Genomic DNA, 19,977 nt, shown 5'->3' with positions numbered 1-19,977 from the left:
TAGCAAAGCCGCTTCGGGTGTCGGTTACGCGCCCTGGGCTCTGCGCAGGTCCCGGTCGTCGTCACGACGGGCCTGGAACGGCTCCTCGTAGTGGTCGAGGTGCTCGAATTCGGGATCCTCGTCGTCGATCTCGAGCACCACCGCGCCGGGGCGACGCAGTCGCTGCGGGACGAGCTCCAACTCTTCGTCGGTTTCCGATTCCACGCCGAGACGTGATCGGCCCATCCGAGTGAGCCGACGCCTGCGCACCTCTTCCTCGATCTGCACCTGACGACGCAGGTAGTACAGGTAACCGACGAGGACAGCGACGGACAGTCCACACAGCCACCAGACCGCCGGGGAGATGATGAAGGCCAGGGCTGCGGTGGTGATCGCCGCGAAGACCAGGCCGAGGACGGCTCGCTGTCGGAATGCGTACCGCGCGGCCCGGGCGATCGCATCGGCCTCGGGATCGAAACCACCGCGTCCGCGTCGGCGAGGGACGAAATCGTCGTCGACGACACCGGGTTCGTGCGCGGGCGAACCTCCGCGCGGTGTTTCCGTGTCCGGTGCCTCGCTGTCGAGGTCGCTGTCTGCAGCGTGAGTGTCCATCGGGTCCTCCGCGGTACCGGGTAGATCGGGTGAGTCTGGACGAACGGTCGCGATCGCGGCACCGAAGATCTCTCGGGCCGGCGCGGAGACTCGCAGGTCGTCTTCCGGTCGCCAGTCGGGATCGCTGCGATGCCCGGTCGCGGGGCCGCGCTGCTTTCGCTTGGTGCCACCCCGATGCAGCACGCGGGTGGCGAGGGCAGCGTCCGTGGTCTGCATGATCTGCGGACGCTTGGTCATGAGCATGGGCAGAAGAACGAAGAGCCAGACGGCTACGAGACCGATCCAGATGATCGAGTTCGGCATCGGCGTTGTTCTCCTCCCCTTGGACGACGGCGACAGTGAAAGACGTCCTCAGGCTATGCGGAGGAAGAACGAGAACGACGCAGACGCGCCGACCCGAATTACACTCCTGTCACTTTGACAACACGAGTACTCGCGCCGCGGCCGCGAAGATCACGCCCACGCAGCCCGGCCCGCGCGAACCAACCGCTCGACGACGGTTCCCTGCACCTCACCCGAGGTGATCGCGACGAGCTTGTGATCGCGCCATTCGCCGTCGACATCGAGGTACTTGTAGAGCAGCCCCTCTTCACGAAAGCCGACGTTGCGCAGCACTGCCTGACTGGCCAGGTTCTCCGGTCGCACCGTCGCTTCGACGCGATGCAGTCCGACCGGACCGAAGCAGTGGTCGAGCCCGAGCGCCAAGGCCGCGGTGGCCACACCCTTGCCATTGACCTCCTTGGACACCCAGTACCCGATCCAGGCCGATCGAAGTGCTCCCCGCACGATGTTTCCGGTGGTGATCTGGCCACAGAATTCACCGTCGACTTCGATCACCATCGGCAGCATGTGCCCCTTGCGCGCCTCGGACTTCAGGCCCGAGCACAGCGTCGGCCACGAGGAGATGTGATGCCGCGAATTCCAGCTACCCTCTCCGCTGGGCTCCCAGGGTTCGAGGTGGGCGCGATCCTCCGTGCGAATCCGGCTCCACGCGGCCGCGTCGCGCATCCGTACCGGCCGCACGGTGACGGTTCCGGCGGCGACTCTCACTGGACCCAATTTCGCCGGCCAACCTGGGTGGCTCGACCACGTTCGCGGCATCCGTCGATGTTATGCGCTACGCGCAGGTGAGCGGAAACTCGTAGCCCACTACGAACTACCGCTCACATGGCGTCAGCCTCTCTGAGCGAGGAACGAGACCTTCACTTCTTCGCCGGTGCGGATTTCGGTGACCTCGGGATCGATGACGACCAGGCAATTCGCCTCGGCAAGTGTCGCGAGTAGGTGCGAGGACGATCCTGGTGCGCCGCCGAGCGCCTGCACCAGGTATTCACCGGTTCCCTCGTCGCGCATGAGCTGGCCGCGCAGAAATCCTTTACGGTCCTCGATCGAGGTGATCGGCGCGACGGTTCGAGCGGTCACGGTCCGTCGCATCGGCTGCCGTCGGCCCAGAGCGATCCGAATCAGCGGACGCACCATAACCTCGAACACCACCAACGCGCTGACGGGGTTGGCAGGCAACAGGAAGGTGGGTACTTCGTCGCGTCCGAGTTGACCGAAGCCCTGGACGGACCCGGGGTGCATGGCAACTCGTTCCACCTCCATGTCGCCGAGTTCGCCGAGCGCCTCGCGCACACCGTCCGATGCGCCGCCGCCCACCGCTCCGGCGATGACGACGATCTCGGATCGAATGAGCTGGCCCTCGACCACCTCGCGTAGTCGCTTGGGATCGGTGCTGACGATCCCGACCCGGTTGACGTCGGCTCCAGCGTCGCGCGCTGCGGCGGCGAGCGCGTAGGAGTTGACGTCGTACACCTGACCGGGCCCTGGGGTCCGATCGGTGTCGACCAGTTCCCCACCGACGGAGATCACCGACAGTCGCGGCCGAGGATGCACCAGCACCTTGTCGCGCCCGACGGCGGCGAGCAGCCCCACCTGAGCCGCGCCGATGATCGTGCCTGCGCGAACCGCGACGTCACCGGGCTGCACGTCGTCGCCGATCTTGCGGACGTAGTCACCCGACCGCACCGGACGGAACACCTTGACGCGGGCACGACCGCTGTCGGTTCGATCCAGGGGCAACACGGCGTCGGCCAGTGTGGGCAGCGGCGCGCCGGTGTCGACTCGTACCGCCTGACGCGGTTGCAACCGGATGGGTTGACGCGATCCGGCGGACACCTCGCCGACGACGGGAAGCGTCAGATCGATGCGTTCGTCGTCCTCGTTGCGCAGGTCGGTGCCCGCGGCCGCCACATCGACGCTCCGTACCGCGTAGCCGTCGATCGCTGCCTGGTCGAAACCGGGAAGGGGACGCTCGGTGACCACTTCTTCTGCACACAGCAGGCCCTGTGCTTCCGAGATGGCGACCCGGACAGGCCGTGGAGCCACCGCCGCGGCGGTCACCCTGGTCTGCTGATCTTCGACCGAGCGCATCTGGCCCTTCCTCTATGGCATCGACCCGCGATGCTATTCGTACGTGGTCAGTTCCGGTGCCCAGCTGTCGCTCAAGCGTTCGTTCAGCCATTCGCGCAGCGCCGGACCGTAGTCGTCACGTTGTAGAGCAAAGTCAACCGCAGCGCGCAGGTATCCCCCGGGATTTCCGAGGTCGTGTCTCGATCCACGGTGCACCACCACGTGCACGGGATGGCCTTCTTCGATGAGCAGCGCAATGGCGTCGGTCAGCTGCAGCTCGCCGCCTGCACCGGGCTTTATCCGGCGCAGGGCGTCGAAGATCGCGCGGTCGAGCAGATAGCGGCCCGCGGCAGCGAGGTTGGACGGGGCGTCCTCCCGCTTGGGCTTCTCGACCATACCGGTGACCTTGAGGACGTTCGGGTTGACCGCGTCGGGCACGATCTCGACAGAGAAGACGCCGTAGGAGGAGACCTTGTCGTCGGGGACCTCGATGGCGCACAGCACCGAGCCTCCGCGCTTGGCGCGCACGCGGGCCATGACGTCGAGCACACCGCGGGGCATCACGAGATCGTCGGGAAGCAGAACGGCAACGGAATCCTCGTCGTCGTCGAGGACTTCTTCGGCACAGGCGACGGCATGTCCGAGTCCGAGCGGCTCGTGCTGAATGACCGATTGGACGTCGAGCAGACCGGGGGCAACTCGAACCTTCTCGAGCATCTCGAGCTTGCCGCTGGCCTCGAGCTTGTTCTCGAGGACGAGGTCCTCGACGAAGTGGGCGACGACGCCGTCCTTGCCGGGGGACGTGACGATCACGAGTCGCTGCGCGCCGGAATCTGCTGCTTCGCCTGCGACGAGCTCGATACCGGGAGTGTCGACCACCGGAAGCAGTTCTTTCGGAACGGTTTTCGTGGCCGGCAGGAACCGGGTACCCATGCCCGCTGCGGGAACGATGGCCGTGCGGAAATGCACGGGCGTGGCGGCGGTCGTCGCTGTAACGGCTTCTGTCATGGTGCTCACCCTATCCATGGTTTCTGGTGATCTGCTTGCCGTGTGCCGCGTTTTACCCCCGAGTGCATATCGTTGAACGACAGCACAGGAAGGGAGGACGAATCGTTGTGACCGTTCCCGATTTCACGGAGAACACGTCCAAGGATCGATGGCGAAAGTATGTTCTCGCCGAACGCCGACTGCTCGACGGTGCGCAACGCGCAATGGAGTCCTCTGCACTCTGTCACGTCCTGGGCGAATTGGCGGCCGAACACTCGGTGGTCGCCGCATACGTTCCCGTCGGCCGGGAGCCCGGTTCGGTCGAGATGCTCGACGCGATGGCCGCGGCCGGGTCGACCGTTCTGCTTCCGAGTGCGCACGAGCCGGGTCCGTTGCGCTGGGCTCGGTACGCCGGACGTGAGTCGTTGGTGACGGCCCCGTTCGGGCTGTTGGAACCGTCGGGGCCGACGCTCGATCCCGACGCGGTGTCGGGTTGCTCACTGGTGTTGATCCCCGCGCTGGCCGTGGACCGGCGCGGAACCAGGTTGGGCCGAGGCGCGGGCTTCTACGACCGCACCCTCGACCTGTGCAGACCCGACGCAATGCTGGTCGCGGTGGTGCGCGAGAGCGAAGTGGTCGATCGCCTACCCGCCGAGCCGCACGACAGACCGGTGACGCACGTGTTGACCCCCGGCAGCGGACTCCTACGCTTGGGTACGGAATAACGCTACGATTCGATTCGTTGGCACTCCTGACTGTAGAGTGCTAATGCTCTCCCCAGTTTCGACAGTTTCGACGAACAGACAAGACACCGGCGGTGTTCGGCCTCGGCCAGCAGAGTGGCGAATTTCCTCGGTGACCAGCGCGGAGGAAACACGATGCCCACTTACTCATACGCATGCACCGAGTGCGACAACCGCTTCGACATCGTTCAGTCCTTCACCGACGACACACTGACGGTGTGCCCCGCGTGCTCGGGCAAGCTCCGCAAGCTGTTCAACTCCGTCGGCATCGTCTTCAAGGGCAGCGGCTTCTACCGCACCGACAGCCGCGGCGGCGGGGGCACCTCCAGCGAGGGCGCGGGCGAGAAGAAGTCCGATGCGGCCGCTGCGAAGTCGGACTCGAAGTCCGAGTCCAAGCCCGCGGAGAAGAAATCTTCCGATTCGTCGTCGTCGAACTCTTCGTCTTCCTCGTCCACCACGAAAGCTGCTGCCAGCCAGTAGCTTTCCGCTTCATCCACAGGCCGGGCCGTTATCCACAGCCCGGCCTTTTCGGTGCCTGTACCGGAACGGCCACCGATAGCGTTTCGGCCATGGCTGCCGGCAAGAATCGACTCGACTCGACGCTGCTCGATCGCATCACCGTGCGTCCGGCGTGGGTCGGATCCACGAAATTCAGACGGATCGCAGCGGGAGTTCTGGTCGCCGTTGCCGCCGTTCTGTTCGTCGACGACACCGCCGGTGACGACCGAGTACGAGTGATCACGGCCGGACGCGACCTGACACCCGGCACCGTACTCACCTCCGCCGATGTGGCGGCGGCCGAGTGGGACCGGGCGAACGTCCCCGAGGGCGCACTCGTCGAGTCCGAGGCCGTGAACGGTCGAACACTCACCGGACCGGTCCGGTCGGGTGAATTGCTCACCGACGTACGCCTACTCGGATCTCGGACCGCCACGACGGCCCTGGGGACCGAGGCACGCGTCGTACCGGTGCATCTGGCCGATGCCGCGGTGACCGACCTGCTGCGGGAAGGCGACCGCGTCGACGTGTTGACGGTCGAGTCTCAGGAGAACCCCGATGCAGTCCCCGCGGCCCGGGTTCTCGCGTCGGGAGCGATGGTCGTGCTCGTCTCCGCCGACGCCGGTGGCAGCAGGCAGCGAGACCGCGTCGTACTACTGGCTCTACCGACGAACGATGCAACAACGGTTGCGGCCGCCTCGTTGGTCAGCGCAATCACCGTCACCCTGCACTAACGTCTGTCGAGACAGAACAAACCGAACGTTGGGAGAAGGGCTCATGCTGAAGGGCTTCAAGGACTTTCTACTCCGCGGCAATGTCGTGGATCTCGCAGTCGCGGTCGTCGTCGGCGCGGCTTTCACCGCCATCGTCACCGCATTCACGACGAACGTCATCAACCCCCTTGTCGCAGCGCTCGGTGGCAGCAACGAATACGGCTTCGGGTTTCAGATCACGTCGTCGCCGGAATCGTTCGTCAACGTCGGCGCAGTCATCACCGCGGTCATCAATTTCGTCATCATCGCGGCAGTGGTCTACTTCGTACTGATTCTCCCGGTGAACACGGCCAAGAAGCGCTTCGTCAGTCAGCCGGAGAAGGAACTGAGCGACGTCGACGTGCTGGTTCAGATTCGCGACATCCTCGCGGGGGGAACCGAAGCGGGACAGAAGCTTTCGACTTCAGCCGACACCACCGGCGGTAGCGGCGAGGCAATCGACGCGGCACCGGATCTCGGCAAGCACTCCAAGGACTGATTCGCGCACCCGAGCCAGTCGGGTCCCCTATCGAATGAATGCGCCATTCACGCTGTCTGACAGCGTGAATGGCGCATTCATTCGTTCAGGGGGGAGAGCCGAGACACGGCCGGCCCCACTCAGTTGGTGAACGTCGAGAGCGGAAGCGCGTCGAGCGTGATCGTCGTGCCGTCTGCCTCGCACGCCGAGGCAACTGCCGCCCCGTTGTCGACGAAGGCCTTGCCGGACTCACTGTCGGTGGTCGAGAGCTCCAGCGTATCCGCGGGCAACGCATCGACGAATGTCGTCAACGAACTGGCGACATCACCGGAGGCGGTGCCGGGCAGCGCCTTCAGCTTGTCGACAGCTGCCTGCTTGTCGGCGGTCCACTTGTCGATGTTCTCGGCCGATCCGGGTCCTGCTGCCGCCAGTCCGACGAACGCGTTGTGGTCGGCGGCAAAGGTATTGCAGACATCCGTGTTCTCGCCGGAGGCCGCGGACTCGTCGCTGCTACAACCGGCGGCGAGGCCGAGAGCAACGAGCGCTCCCGCGGCGACGACCGTGAAACGGGCTTTCGAGTGCATCTTCGGTTCAGTGCCTCTCTGTGTACGTCGAACTACTTCTGTGCAGAACATAGTTCAGGCCCGTACGGAGTTATCCGTACGGGCCTGAACTTGTCTCGAATTTCAGCAGGTGACGTTACGTCACCGAGCTACAACCGATTCGGAAATCAGTTGAGGCGAACCGGGACGCCGTAGGTGATGGCCGTGTCGCCCGTTGCGCTGGTCAGCGAAACGTACGGACGGATCGTGACGTTGCCCAGGATGCCGGTAGCGGTGCCGTGCAGGTTCGCGACCTGGATGGATCCGCTGGTGCCTGCTGCGTCACCCTCGGAAGAGGTGATGTCGGCCTCTTCGTTGAGCACTGCGTATGCGCTCTCGGACTGGACGACGCCGGGGCCGTTGGTCAGTGCGATCGTGCCGGTGGCCTGCGGGATCAGCTGAACGCCGACGTCGAGGCCGCTGGTGGAGGTGCCGGTGCCGGTGAGCGGTCCGACGCTCGGAGCAGTGCCGTCCAGCGGGAACGTGCCGGTGACGGAGGACTCGTTGCCCGAACCGAGGTTGAACTCGGCCGAAGGCGAAGACCACTCGACGGTGACTCCACCGTTGAGGCTCAGCGGGTAGCCGATCTGGTAACCGATCTTGAGGGTGCCTTCGAAGTCGTCGGCCGAGGGGCCCTGGACGTCGTAGGAAGCCCGGCCGTTGGCGAACCACTCACGGGTGAGCGGGCTGCCGTCGAGCGGAGCAACACCGTTGATGAAGGTGTCGGACAGCGTCACCGTCACGGTGTTGCCGTCGGCGTCGACGATCGAGTTGGAGCTGTCGACTGCGGCGGAAGCCGTTCCGGTACCGAGCACCAGGCCGACTACCGAAGCGCTGGCAGCAACTGCAACGCTCATGGACTTGAGTCCCCGGCTGCGCCGCGACTTCTGGATCTCCGTCATTTATTCCTCATCATGTTCAGTCCCAGCGCGGTGTCGCACGGGGAAGCTTGTGGCTTTCACCCTCGAACTAGATCGCACTCAACGATGTGTGCGAGCCCGAGCCGGATGTAGCCGCGAAGGCCACATCCTTGATCACACTGTTCCGAGGTCAAGAGCGCGGAACCGGTTGGTCCCACGCTCTGGCCTCTGGAAGCTGAGGGGAACATTAGAGGAGTTGCCCGATCGTGACAATCCCTACGATCGGGACCACATCGTTGCCTCGGCGTGATGTGTTTCAACGGCGTGAACAACTTTCACACCCCATTAGGTGGTAATGCGCGTCACACTATCCGGTTACGTGACCAAACCGTTACACATTGCGCAAATCCGCAAAACCGCTCTGATGTGGGAAGACGCTCGGACCGGCCCGCCCGTTACGGGCGAATCGTCACTTCTCACGCCACACTGAGCGGAAGCAGTGCGGTCCCCCAACCACCCGTACCCCGGTCGCGCGTCGCTAACGGCAGGTAAACGAGTAACTAACAGACCTGTCATTCAGGCCAAATAAATGTGTCGTGGATCACATCAGAAGTAATGGGGTGGTCGCTGTTGCTTCAACCATTCGTCCGACGCCGACCCGCCGTTCTCGACACCCGAACCCTCACCCCGTTCGTCTCCGGTCGTCTCCGGCAGCACCTCACCGAAGATGCGAGCGAGCCGGGCCCGTTCTGCTCGGGCCCGGCTCGCGTCGTCTTCGGCCGATCGATCGTCGTTCGGCTCGTCGCTCATGGGTATCGCTATGCGTCCAATCCAGACAGCTCGGCGATGACCTGACTCGCCAGTGGCGTCAGCGTCGCCATTCCGTCTCGAATCGCAGCCCGCGACGAGGCCAGATTCACCACCAGGGTGCTTCCGGACACACCGACCAGCCCGCGGGACAGACCTGCGTCCAACGAACCTGCTGCCAGCCCCGACGATCGCAGTGCCTCACTGATGCCCGGAATCTCACGGTCGAGGACCTCCGCGGTGACGTCCGGAGTGACATCGCGCGGTGAGACGCCCGTGCCACCGATGGAGACCACCAGATCGACGCCGCCGATCACCGCGGTGTTGAGTGCGTTGCGCACGTCCACTTCGTCCGCCGTCACTGCGACGACACCGTCGACCAGAAAGCCTGCCTCGGTCAGCAGCTCCGTGACGAGTGGGCCCTTCGAATCCTTCTCGGTGCTGTGCGCTGTTCGGTCGTCAACGATGACGACCAACGCGCGCCCTGCCAGTGGTGCGTCGAGTTCCATACCGCTCACCGTAGTAGTAAGGCCTCCACCCGGCTCACGCTGTGCGTAAATCGTTGCAACCGTGCTCTGTCTGCCCGCTTCTCCGAACATCAGCGACCACCGGGGAACGACGGGACCTGGAACGGCAATTGCTGTTCCTGCTGCTGAGTCTGTGGCTGCGCCGCTGCGGGCTCGGCGGTGCCGAGCGTCACGGTCGCGGTCTTCTCGCTGCCGCCGTCGGTGTAGGTGATGGTGACCGAATCGCCCGGTGCGTGTGACCGCACCGCTGCGATCAACGCGTCACCGCTGGCGACGATGCGATCGTCGACCTTGGTGATCACCGCACCCTTCGGTATGCCCGCAGCTGCTGCCGGTCCTCCCTCGGTGACCTCGACGACGGTTGCTCCGTTGGCGTCGTCCTGCGACGGCACCTGAACGCCGATCATGGCCTGGGTCGCCTTGCCCGTCGTGGTCAATTCGTCGGCGATGCGCTTGGCCTGATCCACCGGGATGGCGAACCCGAGCCCGATGGAGCCGCTCTGCGCGGACCCCTGACTTCCGCCGAGCGTGGCTATCGCAGTGTTGATGCCGATCAGCTGTCCGTCGGTGTTGACGAGTGCGCCCCCGGAGTTACCCGGGTTGATCGCAGCGTCGGTCTGGATGGCGTCGATCACCGAGTTCTGATTGCCGGACTCGCCGGACGTCGACACGGGCCGGTTCAGCGAGGAGACGATGCCCGTAGTGACCGTGCCGGCCAGGCCCAGAGGGGAGCCGATCGCGATGACCTGCTGGCCCACTTCGAGGTTCGAGGACGATCCGAGTTCGATCGGCGTCAGGTTCGACTTGCCCTCGGCCTTGATGACGGCCATGTCCGAGACCGAGTCGGCACCGACGATCGTCGCGTCGGCCACCGATCCGTCCGAGAACGCGACGGTGAGCTTGCCGTTGGCACCCGCACCCGTCGCGACGTGATTGTTGGTCAGGATCAGGCCGTCGCTGCTGAGAATGACGCCAGAGCCCTCACCCTCTTCCTGGGAGCCCTTCACCTGAATCTGCACGACGCTCGGCAGAACCTTGTTCGCTACTGCCTGGATCGAGCCGTCGGGGAAATTGGCGGCAGGCTGAGCTGCAGTGACCGTGGAGTTCAGTGAGTTGGTCACTCCCCCGCCATTGCCGTTGGCATTGTTTGTGGCGATCGCACCGACCGCACCGCCGATTCCGCCACCGACCAGAACGAGCGCGATGGCTCCGGCCACCAGTACCGACCTACCCGGGCGGGACTTCACCGCAGTCGGTGCCGAATCGGACTGCGGCGCAACGTGCTGGGGCTGTGCGTGATGAGCCTGGGTGTGCTGCGGATCGCCCTGCTGACCGTACGGGCCGTAGCCGGGCTGGTAGGCCCCCTGTCCGTAGCCGGCGTACTGCTGGGGGTAACCCTGCTGCGGCGGGAACTGCTGAGTCGGATGCTGCTGAGTCGGATGCTGCTGGGCCGAGTAGTTCTGCTCGTCGCCGCGCGAAGCCCGGTCCGCCGGATGCTGCTCGCCACCGGCACCCTGTCCGCTCTGTTCGGATTCGTTACGGTCGTCGCTCATCGTTGCTGCTTCCTTCAGTAGAGACCTCGGTATCCGAGGTCCGCCCGCCTTCTTGCTACTCACTGTGCAGGGCGGGACTGAGAGCGCGCTGAGATCCGGCTATCAGTTTGCCGAGAGTGTGGTGGGATCAGGAGCACCCTCGCCGGGCAACACGATTCGTATCAGCGCGCCGCCCCGCTCGGACACCTCCACTCCGATGGTGCCGCCGTGCTTGACGACCACTTGCCGCACGATGGCAAGTCCCAGACCGGATCCGGGCATCGAACGCGACGCCGTCGAGCGATAGAAGCGCTCGAACACCAGCTCGCGATCTTCCTCGGGGATACCGGGGCCCGCGTCGTCGACCGTCAATTCCAGCAGGCCATCGCCGATCTGCCGCATCGCGATTCGCACCTCACCACCGCTGGGACTCCATTTGGCCGCGTTGTCGAGCACATTCAGCACGGCTCTCGAGAGTCCTGCTTGATCGCCGTAGACGAACCACGGCATCAACGTCGCTTCGAAGTCGATCTCGTTGCGACGGCGGCGTGCTCGTTCGAGACTGCGTTCGACGGCATCGGCTAGATCGACTCGCTCGAACACCGTCTCCGGCGCGTCCTCTCGCGCCAGATCGACCAAATCACCGACCAAGGTGGACAATTCCTGAATCTGCGCCACCACGTCGGTCCGCAACTCGGCCATGTCCTCGTCCGGGATGGACGGCGCTCCTGGGCGTCCCGCCGCGATGAGCAACTCCATGTTGGTCCGCAGCGAAGTCAACGGGGTGCGAAGTTCGTGGCCCGCGTCGGCGACCAATCTGCTCTGCCTGCCGCGAGATTCGGCCAGTGCCCGGAGCATCGTGTTGAAACTCTCGGTCAGACGCGCCAACTCGTCGTCGCCGGTCACCGGGATCGGCGTCAGGTCGTCGGTGCGTGCCACCCGTTCGGCAGCCGCGGTCAGTCGGGCGATCGGACGTAAACCGGTGCGCCCCACGGCCATACCTGCTCCCGCCGCCAGCACCACGCCGCAGGCACCGACGATCAGCAGCACCCACGCCAGACGGTCGAGTACTTTTCCGGTCGGCAGTAGTCTCTGTGCGACGACGAGAGTGCTGCCGTCCTTGGTGCGTAGTGCCAGTACCCGCTGATCGTCGAGTGTGCGTAGCGACGATTCCTGCTCTCCGCTCACCACAGCGAGTTCGGCATCGCCGATCGGCACCTTGGGCCCGGGCGGGTTGTAGCTGGACATGTCCGGATAGATCAGCGCGACACTGACATCGGTGCTGTACAACGTTGCTCCAGCGACGAACCGCGGGTCGTAGGACACCAGACTGGACTCCGCCAGAGCCGAAGCACGCGAACGCAATTGAGTGTCCACATCGCCGTACAGTGCTCGGGATACCACCGTGTACGCGGCAATGGCCATGACCGCCACCGCAATTGCGACGACGGAGGCCGCGAGCAAGGTCACTCGCCACCGCAGCGACACCGACCGTGTCAGTGGCATCGGTGGCCGCATCGCCGTCGGCGAGGAGCCGACATTGTCGGCCGACTTGCGCCCGAACGAAGCGACCATCACGGGGGCGTCTCGCGCAGGACGTACCCGACACCGCGAACGGTGTGGATCAGCCGCGACTCCCCCTCCGCCTCGGTCTTGCGCCGCAGGTACCCGACGTACACCTCGAGCGCGTTGCCCGACGTCGGGAAGTCGTAACCCCAGACTTCCTCGAGGATGCGACTTCTGGTGAGGACTCGACGCGGATTGGTCATCAGCATTTCGAGCAACGAGAATTCGGTCCGGGTGAGGCTTATCGAGCGTTCGGCGCGCGAGACCTCACGAGTGACCGGGTCCAACGACAGGTCCGCGAACGTCATGGTCTCCGAGTCGATGCCCGCTTCCATCGCGGTACGCCGAAGCAGTGCGCGCAGGCGAGCCAGCAGCTCCTCGAGCGCGAACGGCTTGGGCAGGTAGTCGTCGGCACCGGCGTCGAGGCCGGCGACACGCTCGGACACCGAGTCCCGTGCCGTCAACACCAGAATCGGCAGGTCGTCACCGACACTGCGCAATCGACGGCACACCTCCAGGCCGTCGAGGCGAGGCATCATCACGTCGAGCACCAGGGCGTCGGGACGTGCCGCCGCGACCTGCTCGAGCGCGTCGAGCCCGTCGACCGCCAGGTCCACGGTGTACCCGTTGAATGTCAGCGACCTGCGCAGCGACTCACGCACTGCCCGATCGTCGTCGACCACCAATATCCGCATTCGTACAGTTTGTCCTGGTCGACTGAGATATGTCTGAGAGGGGTGCGGATAGCGACCTAGAGCGTCGGTAGGTGCTTCGCCAGCGGGAGGTTCCACTTTCGCCACAGCGCGAGCAGGCGCAACCCCGTCGCGAGCAGGGTTCCCGCGACCAGACCCACGTTCTCCGGCAGGGTCGCGGCATCGGCCAACACGACGGCCGTCGCACCGAGCATGGCCGGCAGGGCATACAGGTCCCGATGCAGCAGCAGGGGAACTTCGTTGACCAGCACGTCTCGGATCACGCCGCCTGCCACCGCCGTCGTGGTGCCGATGAGAGCTCCCGCCAACGCGCTACCGCCGGCAGCCAACGCGATCGTCGCACCGGTCGATGCGAACAGTCCCATCCCGAAGGCGTCGAGCACCAGAACACCGCGCCGGACCTTGCCCATCTGTCGGTGCGCAACGAACACGACCAGCGAGGCGAACAAGCCGACCGTGAGGTTCGGCCACGTGTCCAGTGACGTCGGTGGGTGGATGCCGAGCAGCAGATCGCGAATGATTCCGCCGCCGATGCCCGTCGTGATTCCGACGACGCAGACCCCGAACAGATCCAACCGGCGATGCACTCCGATCAACGCCCCCGACGCCGCAAAGGCCGCGATACCGATCAATCCGAGTACGTCGAGAAGCATCGGATCAGCATGTCATGGTGCTGACAGAAACCTCACAGCAAAACCCGAGGTCGGACCTAGAATTGAGGGGCACCGTCGTGTTCGAAGATTCCGGCTCACCCGAGGAGAACATCATGCGTATCGAATTCAAGAAAGCCGTCGCCACTGTTGCATTGACGGGAGCCATCGCGCTCGGTGGCGGCGCAGTCGCTCAAGCTGCTCCGGATCGCGAAAGAATTCCAGACGTGATCGGAATGTCCCAATCTGCGGCCATCGCGGCCCTGGAGGACGCAGGCTTCGACAACGTCACCGTCAATTACGACCGCCCCGACGCCCGCGTGATCGGCCTCAACTTCCCGGTCGGGGTGAAGGTCAGCGAGAACGCGGAGATCAAAGTGATCGTCATAAGCGACTAGACCAGCCGCACGGCCACCTCGAGTTGTGGCAGATTCCCGGATCACCCCGTTGGGGTCTGCCACCTGAGCGTGACAACCGGCGGCCGATGAGGGATGCGGCGTCGTGATCGGCGTCGCACCCGCGGTGATGGCTGCGCCGAAAAACACCGCCCCATTTTCGCAGGAGATAGTCTCGGTCGTGATGCCGTCCGGCACATTTCCTTCTCGAGCCGAGGTGAACGAATAGGTGCCGATCATCGACAATGCCGTCTACGTCGACGGCAAACGCACTGCCAATCCCGAGAGCCTCGACATCACGTTCGAGTTGATGCGCGAGCGGCACGGCATGGCCTGGATCGGCCTGTACCGCCCCGAGATCAGCGAAATCAATGCTGTAGCAGGCGAGTTCGGTCTGCACCGCCTAGCCGTGGAAGATGCCATTGCAGCCCATCAGCGACCGAAACTGGAACGGTACGCCGAGCAACTATTCGTCGTTCTCCGACCCGCTCGATACATCGACGAGACCGAAAAGGTCGAATTCGGCGAATTGCACATATTCCTCGGACCCGATTTCGTCGTCACCATTCGCCATGCCGAATCCCCCGATCTGGCAATGGTGCGCAAGCGGCTCGAAGGATCTCCCGAACTGCTCCAACTCGGCCCCGAGGCAATTCTCTACGGCATCCTCGATCAAGTGGTCGACGAGTACGTCCCGGTGGTGACCGGACTGCAGAACGACATCGACGAGATCGAGGATCAGCTGTTCACCGGCGACCCGTCGGTATCGCGTCGCATCTACTCACTGCTCCGTGAGGTGTCCGAATTCGACCGTGCCGCAAAGCCCCTCGTCGAAATGATCGAATCACTCAAGCGCGGTTCGGACAAGTACAACGTCGACGTGGAACTGCAGCGATACCTGCGCGACGTGCACGATCACGCGATCCGCGTGTCCGACCGCATCGAGTCCTTCCGCTCCAACCTGCAGAATGCGTTGACCGTGCACTCGACCATCGTTGCGCAGCAGCAGAACGAGGAGATGCGCAACATGACGGTGGCCAGCCTGGAGCAGAACGAACAGGTCAAACGGATTTCATCCTGGGGCGCAATACTTTTCGCGCCCTCGCTGATCGCCGCCATCTACGGTATGAACTTCGAGGACATGCCGGAACTGACGTGGCAGCTCGGCTATCCGATGGCTCTGATCGCCATGGTGATCTGCTCCACTGCACTGTTCGTGGTGTTCAAGCGTCAGAAGTGGTTGTAGTGCGCTCCGCACAGTGGTGCGGTTAGGTGCCCTCCACGGCACTCAGCCACACCACTGCCGCCGGCACTAGGACGAACCGAACACCGGACCAACAGGGATGTCTCGCTCGAACGTCAGACGGTCGAACTCGTTACCGTATTCGTCGATTGCACCGATCGTCATCCTGCTGGCGGTGATGCCCGGAATACCCGGCACCACATCGACTCTGACGAACGAGTAGTTGAGGAATCGCACCCGAGACCAGGTGATGGACTCGGCCGACTTGGTGCCGTCCGGCGCCCATACGTAACTGTTCGGAACTGCCGTGTCGGGCAACTCGTTGCCGCGGTAGCTCACGCCCTCACCGTCCTGGAACGTATAGCGTGGACGACCACCACCGCCGACTGTGTAATACACGGTGCCGTCGGTCTTTCCGTTGACCGTGGCGTTGTCACCGGCGACCCGCGTCGCACGGTTGCCACGAATGGGATCGGTGCGCTCGAAGACGTGATTGTGGGCTTGAAGCACTACGTCCACCTGGTACTTGTCGAACAGCGCAACCCACGCGTCGCGGACGCCGCCGTCGCTCGCGTGCGTCGACGTGGTCGAATACGCGCAGTGGTGGAAGAAGCAGACGATGAAGTCGATGTTCGGATCTGCACGGTACTTCGCCAATGTCTGTTCCACCCAGGTGTTCTGGGCTCCACCGCTGTAACCGGTGTTGGCCTTGATCTCGTAGCTGACGTCGTTCGCGTCTAGCGAGAGAACGGCAGTGTTGCCGTAGACGAACGAGTACGCCGACGGGCATCCCTTGGGTCCGTTGGTCGGCTGATCGAGCCGCGCGGCATGTCCGCCGTAGCCGTTGGGGCTGTACAGCGCTTCCATGTCGTGGTTACCGGTGGCGAACAACCACGGCGCGGTCGATGCACTGGCCTCGATCGCCTGGAAATAGCCGTCCCAGACGAACGGGTTGAATTTGTCGAATCCCTTCGGTGGGGTCTGACCGTGCTTCGCGAACTGCGGCGGCAGACCGGCACCCGACGGGTCCGCGTACGCGATGTCGCCGGCGAGGATGTGGAAGTCCGGGTGCGAGGCCTCGATCTGCCGATTGATGTTGCGCGCATGCTTGACCGACGGCTCGTTGTCCGCCTTGTAGTACTGGTCGTCGTAGTCGCCGGCAACCAAACCTGGCGGCTGCGAGGGTGTTTCGTCTACGCCCTGATCGCCCATCATCGTGAACCGGAACGGTGCGATGCGACCGGTCGGCAGGGCCGGGGACGCACTCCGAATGTCACTGACGAAGCCGTCGGCGGTGCGCCAGCGGTAGTAGTGCGGCAACTTCGGCGTCAGATTGTCGACCGGCACATGTACGTAGTACTGCTCCGCCGACAGAATTCCGCCGTCGGTCTGCGGAACCTGACTGATCAGGTTGCGCACCTCGGCCGACGTCGTAGCGCCGAGTGCGGGCGTGGGGCCGTGATCGAGGAAGACACCGGTGAGCCCTGGGTTCCTCGAAAGCTGTGCCGAGAACCGCAGTTGCGTCGCCGGGTCGTTTCCGAAGCCCATGTGCCGTCCGGCCACGGCCAGCGGGGCGTCCTGCGCGTACGCGGTTCGCGCGAACACTGAGTTCCCGACGCCTACCGCGGCGGCCGTCGCGGCGGCTCCCACCAGGAAGTTGCGTCGGCTGACGGGGTGCCGCCGCAGGAACGACCGATGCCAATCGTGCTGCTCGGCCATGGTCATGTTCTCGGCGAGCGTGCCCGGGATTCCGGTCGCGACGGTTTCGCCTGCGGGATTGAGCGTCATTCCTCGATGGTGACGGTGACGCTCTCTCTCTATCCGTTAACCAAGCGAAGTTGTTGGGTGAACAACACGAGAACACCGATGCACAACGGGACGAACGCGGACAATCCCGTCGTGCACGGATCTTCGTAACCCACTACGAATTTCCATGCACGACGGGAGGTCGATCTAGGTCCCCTTGACGTTGAGGATCTGCCGCAGTTCGTGCTCGATGCTCACCAGGTCGCGGGCGTCCTCCATCACGACATCGATCGGCTTGTAGGCGTCGGGAATCTCGTCGATGAAGTCTGCACTGTCGCGAAATTCGATCCCTACCATCCGCTCCCGCAGGTTCTCGTGAGTGAACCGCTTCCTGGCCTCGGTCCGAGAGAACTGTCGACCGGCACCGTGAGGCGCCGAGCACAACCCCGCCTTCGAGCCCTTGCCGACGACCACGTACGAACGAGTTCCCATCGACCCGGGAATGATCGCCTTGACACCCTCGTGTGCGTCGACCGCGCCCTTTCGGGTGAGCCACACGTCCTTCTGAAAGTGGTTCTCCTTCACCGTGTAGTTGTGATGGCAATTGATCCGTTCGACCTCGCGATGGTCGTCGGTTCCCATCCACTCGGCGAATACCGCACTGAACCGGTCCATCATCTCGGCCCTGTTCAGGTATGCGAACCGCTGCGCCCACTTCAATTCTCGGAGGTACTGCCCGAATTCACGGGAGCTCTCGGGCAGGTATGCCAGGTCCGTGTTGGGCAACGGAATCCACCACTGCGCGCACAATCGCTGTGCGATCGCGATGTGCTTCTTGGCGATCTTGTTGCCGACGCCCCTCGACCCACTGTGCAGAAACAGCCATACCCGATCGGTTTCGTCGAGGCACAGTTCGATGTAATGGTTGCCGCCGCCTAACGAACCGAGCTGCTCGCGCCACTGCGGTGAATGATTCAGCTCGACACCGTCCGTGGCCGCCAACTCCTCGAGTTCGAGTAGCTTCGGAGCGGTGAAATTCCACCGGTCGACGCCGACGTTGTAGTTGCCCGGCGACAGCGGGATGCTTGCCTCGATGGCGAGTCGCAGGTCAGTCAGATTACGGCCGTCGACGTCGTCGAGTGTGAATTCTGTTCGTACGCCGATCATTCCGCAACCTATGTCGACGCCGACGGCGGCCGGAATGACAGCGCCCAGCGTAGGAATCACCGTTCCCACTGCGCTTCCCATACCGCTGTGAGCGTCGGGCATCAGCGCGACGTGCGGATGCACGAACGGCATCGACGATGTTTCACGGGCCTGCTCGAGAGTCTTGTCCTCGAGCTGTGAAGCCCAATTGAGCAAACGCAAGCCCACCTTGTTCGGGGGCATGATGTTCCTTCCTGCCCCCTTGCACAAGAGGGCGCTATTCGATGGGTCGATTCACGAGCCGAGCTTGTTTGCCGCAAAAAGCGGCGCATCGCTCCGGTGAATGCGCGCGCAGCACAAGGCTCACACCGACTCTCGTGTCGAGAGCGGCACCGGACAGAACGGTTGCACGCATGACCGGAACCCTATCGATCGATCCCTCGTCCACGCGAGCGAATTACTCAGAACGCCGGGCCCTACACACCCCCACCGAATGCCAAGCCCAACAGATACGTCGCTCCGGCCGCGCCGTAGCCGATGGCGAGTTGGCGCAGTGCACGTTTGACGGGCGGTCCACCGCTGAGCAGTCCCACCACCAGGCCGGTGCAGATCAACGCGAGTCCGACGAGGACGGCCGCAACAGCAAGGGCCACATAGCCTTCGAGGCCGAACAGGTACGGCAGTACCGGGATGACGGCTCCGGAGGCGAAGAAGCAGAAGCTGGCTGCCGCCGCACCCAGCCCCGTACCGATCGACTCGTGCTGGTCCACCTCGGGGGCCATCTCCTCGGCGGGAAGCGACCGCAGCACTTCCGCCGCTTTGGCGTCGGCCTCCTGGTGGGTCATCCCTCGGGCTCGGTAGACCAGGGCCAGTTCGTTGGCGTCCACGTCGAGGTGTTGAACGGCATCGCGCGCCCCACTGTCCGGCGACGACGCCTCGAGCAACTCGCGTTGTGAACGGACAGAGACGTATTCGCCCGCCCCCATCGACAGCGCGCCGGCGAGCAGTCCCGCGAGGCCGGTGACCAGGACGATCTGATTGGACACCCCGGAGCCGCTGATACCCAGAACGAGAGCGAGGTTGCTCACCAGTCCGTCGTTGGCACCGAACACCGCGGCCCGGAACGTTCCGGACAATCGATTGCGGCCGCGGGCCGCCAGTGCCCTGATGACCTCCGCGTGGATCTGCTCGTCGGCCGTCATCGCCTCCGTCGCGTCGGTGTCGGTGGCGTACGGCGAACGGGTTTCCGCTCGTTGGGCCAGCGCGAGTACGAACACCGAACCGAAGCGACGTGCCAACACCCCGAGGATGCGAGTGCGGATGTCACCTTTGAGCGGCATTCCGACCCGATCACCGAGCAGATTTCGCCAATGCTGCTCGTGGCGGCCCTCCGCATCGGCGAGTGCGAGCAGGATCTCGCGCTCCTCGCCGGTCCGTCGGCCTGCCAGATCGCGATAGACGGCGGCCTCGGCTCGCTCGTCGGCGAGGTACTGGCGCCACCGCTTCACATCTCGCGCACTGGGTCCATCGTTCATGAAAGTGAAGATAGACCCGTAGCGAGTCAGCTCGGGTCGTACACCCCGGTCTGCACTGCTTTGACCAATCTCCGCGGCACCCTGAACTCTTGGCCCTGAAAACGCACGGTCACCAGATCAGGAGCAACGGCTTTCCATTGCGCGCGACGGCTCCGAGTGTTCGAGCGCGACATCTTTCTCTTCGGAACAGCCAT

At 64.1% G+C, this 19,977-nt stretch carries 22 protein-coding genes; 6 read left to right on the top strand and 16 right to left on the bottom strand.

From position 1 onward, the window contains the following. Positions 1-24: 24 nt before the first annotated feature. From glpR to CH249_RS15835, 4 genes are all read right to left on the bottom strand, one after another. Entirely contained in the window at positions 25-894 is an 870-nt protein-coding gene (glpR, locus tag CH249_RS15850; RefSeq protein ID WP_094683247.1) for a gephyrin-like molybdotransferase receptor GlpR, read from the bottom strand. A 150-nt stretch (positions 895-1,044) separates the two neighbouring features. Next, complete coding sequence (locus CH249_RS15845; RefSeq protein WP_032395736.1) at positions 1,045-1,692, bottom strand: GNAT family N-acetyltransferase; 648 nt, start codon at positions 1,690-1,692, stop codon at positions 1,045-1,047. Positions 1,693-1,764: 72 nt separating this feature from the next. Further along, the gene (gene glp / locus CH249_RS15840; RefSeq protein WP_032395737.1) at positions 1,765-3,024 is read right to left on the bottom strand and encodes a gephyrin-like molybdotransferase Glp; all 1,260 of its coding nucleotides are present in this window, start codon (positions 3,022-3,024) and stop codon (positions 1,765-1,767) included. A 33-nt stretch (positions 3,025-3,057) separates the two neighbouring features. Then, a complete protein-coding gene (locus CH249_RS15835) occupies positions 3,058-4,011 on the bottom strand; it encodes a UTP--glucose-1-phosphate uridylyltransferase (RefSeq protein ID WP_032395738.1) in 954 nt (317 codons plus the stop codon). Between the two features lie 107 nt (positions 4,012-4,118). Between CH249_RS15835 and CH249_RS15830 the strand changes: the two genes are divergently transcribed. From CH249_RS15830 to mscL, 4 genes are all read left to right on the top strand, one after another. Continuing rightward, positions 4,119-4,715 carry a 5-formyltetrahydrofolate cyclo-ligase gene (locus CH249_RS15830; RefSeq protein WP_094683246.1) on the top strand — a complete coding sequence of 199 codons (597 nt, stop codon included), beginning with the start codon at positions 4,119-4,121 and terminating at the stop codon, positions 4,713-4,715. A gap of 153 nt (positions 4,716-4,868) precedes the next feature. Then, positions 4,869-5,213: an FmdB family zinc ribbon protein gene (locus CH249_RS15825; protein ID WP_032396238.1), complete on the top strand. Its 345-nt coding sequence runs from the start codon at positions 4,869-4,871 to the stop codon at positions 5,211-5,213. Positions 5,214-5,302: 89 nt separating this feature from the next. Further along, positions 5,303-5,965, top strand: coding sequence for an SAF domain-containing protein (locus CH249_RS15820; protein ID WP_094645636.1), 663 nt, complete (start codon positions 5,303-5,305; stop codon positions 5,963-5,965). Positions 5,966-6,008: 43 nt separating this feature from the next. Further along, a complete protein-coding gene (mscL, locus tag CH249_RS15815) occupies positions 6,009-6,482 on the top strand; it encodes a large conductance mechanosensitive channel protein MscL (RefSeq protein ID WP_045196436.1) in 474 nt (157 codons plus the stop codon). A 119-nt stretch (positions 6,483-6,601) separates the two neighbouring features. Here mscL and CH249_RS15810 read toward each other — a convergent pair whose 3' ends face one another. The 8 genes from CH249_RS15810 to CH249_RS15775 form a co-directional block, all read right to left on the bottom strand. After that, a complete protein-coding gene (locus CH249_RS15810; protein ID WP_094683245.1) occupies positions 6,602-7,045 on the bottom strand; it encodes a hypothetical protein in 444 nt (147 codons plus the stop codon). A gap of 146 nt (positions 7,046-7,191) precedes the next feature. Further along, positions 7,192-7,965, bottom strand: coding sequence for an MspA family porin (locus tag CH249_RS15805; protein ID WP_094683244.1), 774 nt, complete (start codon positions 7,963-7,965; stop codon positions 7,192-7,194). Positions 7,966-8,529: 564 nt separating this feature from the next. After that, the gene (locus tag CH249_RS15800; RefSeq protein WP_032395744.1) at positions 8,530-8,733 is read right to left on the bottom strand and encodes a hypothetical protein; all 204 of its coding nucleotides are present in this window, start codon (positions 8,731-8,733) and stop codon (positions 8,530-8,532) included. Positions 8,734-8,741: 8 nt separating this feature from the next. Then, entirely contained in the window at positions 8,742-9,239 is a 498-nt protein-coding gene (locus CH249_RS15795) for a molybdenum cofactor biosynthesis protein B (RefSeq protein WP_037191958.1), read from the bottom strand. 89 nt (positions 9,240-9,328) lie between these two features. Next, complete coding sequence (locus CH249_RS15790; RefSeq protein ID WP_082322504.1) at positions 9,329-10,810, bottom strand: trypsin-like peptidase domain-containing protein; 1,482 nt, start codon at positions 10,808-10,810, stop codon at positions 9,329-9,331. A 102-nt stretch (positions 10,811-10,912) separates the two neighbouring features. Next, complete coding sequence (locus tag CH249_RS15785; RefSeq protein WP_032395746.1) at positions 10,913-12,364, bottom strand: HAMP domain-containing sensor histidine kinase; 1,452 nt, start codon at positions 12,362-12,364, stop codon at positions 10,913-10,915. Beyond that, a complete protein-coding gene (locus tag CH249_RS15780) occupies positions 12,364-13,050 on the bottom strand; it encodes a response regulator transcription factor (RefSeq protein WP_032395747.1) in 687 nt (228 codons plus the stop codon). Before CH249_RS15780 ends, CH249_RS15785 begins: the two co-directional genes overlap by 1 nt. Positions 13,051-13,106: 56 nt before the next feature. Beyond that, entirely contained in the window at positions 13,107-13,721 is a 615-nt protein-coding gene (locus tag CH249_RS15775) for a trimeric intracellular cation channel family protein (RefSeq protein WP_032395748.1), read from the bottom strand. Positions 13,722-13,798: 77 nt separating this feature from the next. On the opposite strand from CH249_RS15775, the gene CH249_RS15770 reads away from it, so the two are divergent. Together CH249_RS15770 and CH249_RS15765 are read left to right on the top strand one after the other, a co-directional pair. Beyond that, a complete protein-coding gene (locus CH249_RS15770) occupies positions 13,799-14,116 on the top strand; it encodes a PASTA domain-containing protein (protein ID WP_032395749.1) in 318 nt (105 codons plus the stop codon). Between the two features lie 226 nt (positions 14,117-14,342). After that, positions 14,343-15,359 (top strand): magnesium and cobalt transport protein CorA, encoded by a 1,017-nt coding sequence (locus CH249_RS15765; protein ID WP_032396242.1) that lies wholly within the window; start codon positions 14,343-14,345, stop codon positions 15,357-15,359. Positions 15,360-15,425: 66 nt separating this feature from the next. Here the strand turns inward: CH249_RS15765 and CH249_RS15760 are convergent, their stop codons facing one another. The 4 genes from CH249_RS15760 to rpmF all read right to left on the bottom strand — a co-directional run bounded on the left by CH249_RS15760 (position 15,426) and on the right by rpmF (position 19,977). After that, on the bottom strand, positions 15,426-17,144 hold the full coding sequence (locus tag CH249_RS15760; protein ID WP_094631229.1) for a metallophosphoesterase: 1,719 nt from the start codon (positions 17,142-17,144) through the stop codon (positions 15,426-15,428). 165 nt (positions 17,145-17,309) lie between these two features. Next, on the bottom strand, positions 17,310-18,491 hold the full coding sequence (locus CH249_RS15755) for an RtcB family protein (RefSeq protein ID WP_094683333.1): 1,182 nt from the start codon (positions 18,489-18,491) through the stop codon (positions 17,310-17,312). Positions 18,492-18,724: 233 nt separating this feature from the next. Next, a complete protein-coding gene (locus CH249_RS15750) occupies positions 18,725-19,783 on the bottom strand; it encodes a VIT1/CCC1 family protein (RefSeq protein ID WP_094683243.1) in 1,059 nt (352 codons plus the stop codon). Between the two features lie 26 nt (positions 19,784-19,809). Beyond that, the gene (rpmF, locus tag CH249_RS15745) at positions 19,810-19,977 is read right to left on the bottom strand and encodes a 50S ribosomal protein L32 (RefSeq protein ID WP_094631227.1); all 168 of its coding nucleotides are present in this window, start codon (positions 19,975-19,977) and stop codon (positions 19,810-19,812) included.

The sequence above is a fragment of the Rhodococcus sp. 05-2255-3B1 genome (assembly GCF_002258545.1).
In the GTDB taxonomy this organism is placed as follows: domain Bacteria; phylum Actinomycetota; class Actinomycetes; order Mycobacteriales; family Mycobacteriaceae; genus Rhodococcoides.
This window is presented reverse-complemented; position numbering and strand designations above follow the sequence as displayed.

Coding starts and splice junctions, on each gene's coding strand:
- CH249_RS15755 (WP_094683333.1), bottom strand. CDS start 18,491: ATGCCCCCGAACAAGGTGGGCTTGCGTTTGCTCAATTGGGCTTCACAG.
- rpmF (WP_094631227.1), bottom strand. CDS start 19,977: ATGGCTGTTCCGAAGAGAAAGATGTCGCGCTCGAACACTCGGAGCCGT.
- CH249_RS15750 (WP_094683243.1), bottom strand. CDS start 19,783: ATGAACGATGGACCCAGTGCGCGAGATGTGAAGCGGTGGCGCCAGTAC.
- CH249_RS15845 (WP_032395736.1), bottom strand. CDS start 1,692: ATGCCGCGAACGTGGTCGAGCCACCCAGGTTGGCCGGCGAAATTGGGT.
- CH249_RS15795 (WP_037191958.1), bottom strand. CDS start 9,239: ATGGAACTCGACGCACCACTGGCAGGGCGCGCGTTGGTCGTCATCGTT.
- glpR (WP_094683247.1), bottom strand. CDS start 894: ATGCCGAACTCGATCATCTGGATCGGTCTCGTAGCCGTCTGGCTCTTC.
- CH249_RS15800 (WP_032395744.1), bottom strand. CDS start 8,733: ATGAGCGACGAGCCGAACGACGATCGATCGGCCGAAGACGACGCGAGC.
- CH249_RS15780 (WP_032395747.1), bottom strand. CDS start 13,050: ATGCGGATATTGGTGGTCGACGACGATCGGGCAGTGCGTGAGTCGCTG.
- CH249_RS15805 (WP_094683244.1), bottom strand. CDS start 7,965: ATGACGGAGATCCAGAAGTCGCGGCGCAGCCGGGGACTCAAGTCCATG.
- mscL (WP_045196436.1), top strand. CDS start 6,009: ATGCTGAAGGGCTTCAAGGACTTTCTACTCCGCGGCAATGTCGTGGAT.
- glp (WP_032395737.1), bottom strand. CDS start 3,024: ATGCGCTCGGTCGAAGATCAGCAGACCAGGGTGACCGCCGCGGCGGTG.
- CH249_RS15825 (WP_032396238.1), top strand. CDS start 4,869: ATGCCCACTTACTCATACGCATGCACCGAGTGCGACAACCGCTTCGAC.
- CH249_RS15810 (WP_094683245.1), bottom strand. CDS start 7,045: ATGCACTCGAAAGCCCGTTTCACGGTCGTCGCCGCGGGAGCGCTCGTT.
- CH249_RS15820 (WP_094645636.1), top strand. CDS start 5,303: ATGGCTGCCGGCAAGAATCGACTCGACTCGACGCTGCTCGATCGCATC.
- CH249_RS15775 (WP_032395748.1), bottom strand. CDS start 13,721: ATGCTTCTCGACGTACTCGGATTGATCGGTATCGCGGCCTTTGCGGCG.
- CH249_RS15785 (WP_032395746.1), bottom strand. CDS start 12,364: ATGGTCGCTTCGTTCGGGCGCAAGTCGGCCGACAATGTCGGCTCCTCG.
- CH249_RS15835 (WP_032395738.1), bottom strand. CDS start 4,011: ATGACAGAAGCCGTTACAGCGACGACCGCCGCCACGCCCGTGCATTTC.
- CH249_RS15790 (WP_082322504.1), bottom strand. CDS start 10,810: ATGAGCGACGACCGTAACGAATCCGAACAGAGCGGACAGGGTGCCGGT.
- CH249_RS15760 (WP_094631229.1), bottom strand. CDS start 17,144: ATGACGCTCAATCCCGCAGGCGAAACCGTCGCGACCGGAATCCCGGGC.